Here is a 4,924-nt window from a genome sequence, read left to right as displayed (position 1 = left end):
TTTTGGTCGAAAAGTAAGACTACCACATGTGGGTAGCTGACCTCCTTCCGACCTATCCCATTACATGAGTGTTGCGGTTATTATCTGAATTCAGGTGATAGTATTTCATCTTGAATGATCTCCATTATTTAATGGTAGTTAATAACACAGTAGAAGGTAGCGGCCTTCTACTGTGTCTCCTATCAACTGAAACTCAAAAAATCGCAGTAGAGCTTCTACGCTGATAATTTAAGCGTAGAGCAATCCCTCATGCGTGTCAAATAAAAATACAGTAGATGATCTACAGTTTTATTTAATCCTACATTTAATGCTTTATATCAATGGTTTGGCTCTCTGATGTTGTTCTTTGCTTTCTGTAGCATGAGGGAAGTGGTGACGCTGTTCATCTTACATGTCGCCAATTTAGTTACGGTGACTAGGTTAAACGTTGATTTGGGATTGCAACTTTAAACACAGAATATCTTAAGATGCTCGCTGGCTACTTCAGATAGCCAATCATTTTACGAAATCACAAACCTATATCACCTAATGGCAGTTACGGCTGCAGTTAATTAACTGTCAATTAGGGGGACATGTATGTCGAATGTAACGGTCGTATACACCAAGTCAGAACTCGAGCCAGCTATCGACAGGCAAGACAAGACAATAGCTGTGAAAAACTCGTCGCTGGCTGATGACGTGAAAACATTAAAGTCAGCATCATCTGGTGCCTTTGCATTAGCTGTTGGTTCAGCTGGAGTCTTTGCTACCAACTTCTGGAATCCGCTGGGGTGAGGCTCAGGTATTATCGGAACCTTATCTACCGGCTCACTGATCACCGCCATAGTGGCGATAGGGCTCAGCACAACGTTGCTGTTTGCAATTTACAATGACTACTCAATAAAAGGGCGAACGTCGATTCGACTGGCTGGTGGTAATAGCATCGATGCCGATCTGGTTATGGAGAGGGACTAGGTATGGGGAGCATGAGACGAAACATTATTGCCGTTAAGACGCGCCCTGGTGAGGTTCGTTTGGTCGCGGTTGCTTCTATCGAGCGTGTGGAAGCGTTTGGTAATTACATGAAGATTTACTTCGGTAACGAACGAGTGCTTCATCGGGCAACACTGTCTGACATGGAAGACATACTGGACGATAGGTTCATTCGCATACACCGCAGCCATATCGTAAAGCGTGACCACCTGCGAAAGCTTTTATCGGAGCTAGGTCGATACCAAGAGGTCCAGTTAGCTGATGAAACGGTGCTTCCGCTAGGCGGTAACTAAAAGCGCCAGCTAATGCTTGAACTTGGTTTGTAATGGGTAAACTCAGGGAATGCCAACCCTGGGCTTACTTTTTTTCTTGGATATCATCTATGTGTGACGATATCGTCTGGGGCTTCATCGAAAGTCACTAGCCGCTCTGTTATTAGTAACTTAAAGTGAGATTAGCTACGGATGGCACGTTTTCTTCAGCAAAACCGCGAGCGTTTTGTTATTGCGTTTTGTATTTAAGTTAATTAATGTCTGTGGAATAACAAAAAATCAACTTTGGATATTGCACGTTCGTCTTATCCGTAACTTAAAGGCGCGAAATTGCCAATTGAGCGAGTTACCAAGTGCGCACTGAATATACAAATTTCAGAAAAAATATAAGAAGAGGATAAAGTAATGAGGCCAACCAATGTTGCTTTCAGATTCGCCCTTCTCCTGTGGATTATGATCAGTGCACCGACCTTCTCGCAGGAAGGGGGCCCTGAAAAAGGTCAGATCGAGTTGGCCTCAGTTTCGGCTAAGGTCTGGGGAAGTTATACGATCCGTCACATGCAGTTTCCTAGTGAGAAGTGGGAGTTTTATGTAGTAGTGGTTCCGAAAGACGTCCGCCAAGGAACCCTGATCGAAATGGCAAAAGACTTTTACAATAAGTTTCCTAAGACTAGGGCAAGGTTCTTTAGTGACGAAGAGCACATTCAACAGTATGTGGATCGAGACAAATATATGAATGACAACAGCGGCAAAGTGCCGGAAGTAGAGTTCCCCGATTCAACTTGGGTCAAAAATCATCTTCTCGGTAATATCAACAATAGATCTACCAAATACAACAGGCAATGGATGCTCGAGAATCGCTATGGCTCAAGAATTGAGCTACTTCCCTAGTGACTACAGTCTATATGAGGTTCATTTTTAGTAATCGTAGGTAAAGTAATGCCTTTTCGTTATTGCTTAGCCTTCACTACAAAGCTGCGCCTCTGCTTGAGGGGTTAGGTACACATTTTTCGCGAGTGGCGAAATTAGCATCAATTTTTTGAAGTTAGCTATGATTGCTGTTCTGTTTGCTTCTGCGTCTACGTGGGCCAATGGCTTAACTTGACCTCACAAGAATGCCGTCAGGTCTGCTGAGCAATACCTAAGCGTTCAAGGCTTCTCACGCAACGGACTCATTGAGCAACTATCGTCATACTATGGAGATGGTTATAACGTTTCTGATGCAACTGTTGCTGTCGATAGCATGAATATTGATTGGAATAAGCAAGCGGTAAAATCTGCCAAACACTATCTAAGCATGCAAGGGTTCTCTTGCAAAGGGCTCATTGGGCAGCTTTCATCTAGTTATGGAGATAAGTACACCCAGATCCAAGCAACCTACGGGGCAAACCAAGCGGGTGCTTGCTAAATGGCAAGCTGATTTAATTAGTCGTTTAATTTCGGTGTGGCTACAAAAAAGTGGACTCCACCGGACTGCCTGCAGTGCTGTAATCCACTGGCAAAGTGTTAAATGATTAAGAATAAAGCTTAAGAGATTGCCAAGTACCACGAGTTGGCCAAAGCTGGTGGAGCTATCAATGGTGTTAAGACCGCCGTCGGCAGAGTGGTTTCCAGTGCTGTCGTTGGTGGAACTATATCCAAAATAACTGGCGGGAAGTTTGCTAATGGAGCATTTGGTGCCGCTTTTGCAAGAGCATTAGGAGAAGCAAGATCAAATACCCACAATTCTACTGGAGAATCCCCAGAGCCAAGAAGTCTTGATGATAAGGAACAAGCCCTGTTTGATAGTGAATTTGCTAAATTGAAAAAGAAGTTGAATGGCAAAATTTTTGATGACAACGATCATGCTGCGAAATGGATGCATGATAATGTTCATCCATTAGCAGAGAAATTTGATATCGAAATAGGTGCAGCATTTAGAGAGACTTTTACCTTGGATCAAGGAAAGTTTGTCCTTCAGGCAGAAATCACGACCCAGTACTATCGAAACATGGTTGACATAAACATCGGTGGTAATGTTTCTGCTACTTGGCATAGTCATGGTTCTCTCAGTTCGGGGTTTTCCCCAGGGGATTTAGCTCACATAAATGGAACTAAAGGCAGTAAACAATATCAAATGATATATATGTCTGGAGGTTACATTGGGGGAGGAGTTGCTAGGAACTCACTCTTATATCAAAGCAGAGGAATGAGTGCAGCGACTAAGCTTTGCTCAAATACTTGTTTAGAGTAAATAAATTATGAAAATTAATCTTTTTTTCTTCTTAGGTTTTTTGTGTGTTTCATTTAACACATTTGCCACCGACACTTTCGTTGTAAAAGGCAAGATAAGCGAGATGGTAATTTCTCCAAAAGGAACCTTTGTATTCGTTGAGTCGGAGGATGGATGTAAATCTACCTATTACTATTTGAAAGAAAACCTAAAAGATAAACAAGAATATATACTAATTCTTAAAGAAGCGTTAACAAGCAATTTTAATGTAACTTTGCACGATTCATCGTTTTCTGGGTGTGAGAAAAATAAGGTGTTTTTTGACGTTTTAAAAATTCAAAACTACTGACTTTGACATCGCTATGTTTGAAACCATCCGCCGCTCCGGCGGGTTTTGCATTTCTGGAATTATGTTTATCACAACGCGTAGGTGGGTGTGAGAAAAGACCCGCACTGGTGGGGTCGGCAATCTGACAGAATTATGTCATGTAGTTGCCCCCCCTAAAACGGACAGTGCTAACTTGCCACTTTGAGAGCGCGATACTCTCGTGGTGACATCATTTTTAATCCGCTGTGCGGATAGTAAGTGTTGTAATCCTCGAACCAATCACCCAATTGAGCCATCACCGTTGCCGCATTCGGTCGGTCGTTCATGTACACGTAATCACGTTTAAATGTCTTTACGAACGCTTCAGCCATGCTATTGCTTTGCGGGCTTCTGACCGGTGTCGTAAACACCTTGAAACCGAGTGACTTGGCGAACTACCGGGTTTCATCGGCAACATAACAACTGCCATTTTCGGTCAGCCACCCCACCTGTTTGGGTAAAACTGAAGTATCACCAAAACGTTTTTCAATGCTTTCTACTAGTACATCCTGCACCATCGTGGCGCTGATGCCTTTGGTGGTTGCAACGTAGCTCATTACTTCCCGGTCACAGCAATCCAGACTAAATACCAAACGCACTTTTTCTTTTTTCCAGCAGCTAATTTCAAAGCTATCAGAGCACCAGCGCGTGTTGGAATGCAAAGTAACGACTTTACCGTCATGAGCACGGTTATCACCAACGCGGCCAGTATGTTTCGGCAACAACAACTTGTTTAGGCGCATAATGCGATACACGCGCTTTGGATTTACTCGTGCAAAGCTATAGTAACCTGAGCGCAGTTTGCGGTTTAGGTGCGCAGTAATGCGTCAATAGCCGTTTGTTGCACGGCCATCACACAGCGGTTCTATCGGCGGTAACAACACCGCATCTTCTTGCTTGTTATAACGCGCTGAACGGCCCTTTTGTCGTTCATAAATACGCTGATAAAGGTTCGAGCGCGACACGCCTAAGGCGCTTACGATTCGGATGACAGGGAATCGTCCGCTGGCAGCAATGGCATGCGCGATATCAACTTTTTTGACTGGGCTATCTCCAGTGCCTCTTTAAGAATTTCCGTTTCCATGGTTTTACGGCCAAGCA

6 protein-coding genes and 2 pseudogenes are annotated in these 4,924 nt (G+C 43.5%); 7 read left to right on the top strand and 1 reads right to left on the bottom strand.

The window, feature by feature from the left end:
- Positions 1-576 precede the first annotated feature (576 nt).
- The 7 genes and pseudogenes from DFP83_RS13690 to DFP83_RS13185 all read left to right on the top strand — a co-directional run bounded on the left by DFP83_RS13690 (position 577) and on the right by DFP83_RS13185 (position 3,805).
- Entirely contained in the window at positions 577-774 is a 198-nt protein-coding gene (locus DFP83_RS13690; RefSeq protein WP_241971651.1) for a hypothetical protein, read from the top strand.
- A gap of 191 nt (positions 775-965) precedes the next feature.
- Entirely contained in the window at positions 966-1,265 is a 300-nt protein-coding gene (locus DFP83_RS13205; protein ID WP_241971650.1) for a LytR/AlgR family response regulator transcription factor, read from the top strand.
- Positions 1,266-1,649: 384 nt separating this feature from the next.
- Complete coding sequence (locus DFP83_RS13200) at positions 1,650-2,135, top strand: hypothetical protein (RefSeq protein WP_110576502.1); 486 nt, start codon at positions 1,650-1,652, stop codon at positions 2,133-2,135.
- A 232-nt stretch (positions 2,136-2,367) separates the two neighbouring features.
- A pseudogene (locus DFP83_RS13840) lies at positions 2,368-2,475 on the top strand (Ltp family lipoprotein); the annotation flags it as partial.
- 12 nt (positions 2,476-2,487) lie between these two features.
- Positions 2,488-2,652, top strand: coding sequence for an Ltp family lipoprotein (locus DFP83_RS13835; protein WP_198679865.1), 165 nt, complete (start codon positions 2,488-2,490; stop codon positions 2,650-2,652).
- A gap of 144 nt (positions 2,653-2,796) precedes the next feature.
- On the top strand, positions 2,797-3,477 hold the full coding sequence (locus DFP83_RS13190; protein ID WP_110576500.1) for a hypothetical protein: 681 nt from the start codon (positions 2,797-2,799) through the stop codon (positions 3,475-3,477).
- A gap of 7 nt (positions 3,478-3,484) precedes the next feature.
- On the top strand, positions 3,485-3,805 hold the full coding sequence (locus DFP83_RS13185) for a hypothetical protein (protein WP_110576498.1): 321 nt from the start codon (positions 3,485-3,487) through the stop codon (positions 3,803-3,805).
- Between the two features lie 167 nt (positions 3,806-3,972).
- Here DFP83_RS13185 and DFP83_RS13685 read toward each other — a convergent pair.
- A pseudogene (locus tag DFP83_RS13685) lies at positions 3,973-4,924 on the bottom strand (IS3 family transposase); the annotation flags it as partial.

The sequence above is a fragment of the Idiomarina fontislapidosi genome (assembly GCF_003226255.1).
Classification (GTDB): domain Bacteria; phylum Pseudomonadota; class Gammaproteobacteria; order Enterobacterales; family Alteromonadaceae; genus Idiomarina; species Idiomarina fontislapidosi.
Note: the sequence above shows the minus strand (reverse complement) of the source record. Positions and strands in the feature narration are given on the sequence as shown.

What these genes read in the sequence shown, in the direction of transcription:
- DFP83_RS13835 (WP_198679865.1), top strand. Translation starts at nt 2,488, where the DNA reads ATGAATATTGATTGGAATAAGCAAGCGGTAAAATCTGCCAAACACTAT.
- DFP83_RS13205 (WP_241971650.1), top strand. Translation starts at nt 966, where the DNA reads ATGAGACGAAACATTATTGCCGTTAAGACGCGCCCTGGTGAGGTTCGT.
- DFP83_RS13200 (WP_110576502.1), top strand. Translation starts at nt 1,650, where the DNA reads ATGAGGCCAACCAATGTTGCTTTCAGATTCGCCCTTCTCCTGTGGATT.
- DFP83_RS13185 (WP_110576498.1), top strand. Translation starts at nt 3,485, where the DNA reads ATGAAAATTAATCTTTTTTTCTTCTTAGGTTTTTTGTGTGTTTCATTT.
- DFP83_RS13690 (WP_241971651.1), top strand. Translation starts at nt 577, where the DNA reads ATGTCGAATGTAACGGTCGTATACACCAAGTCAGAACTCGAGCCAGCT.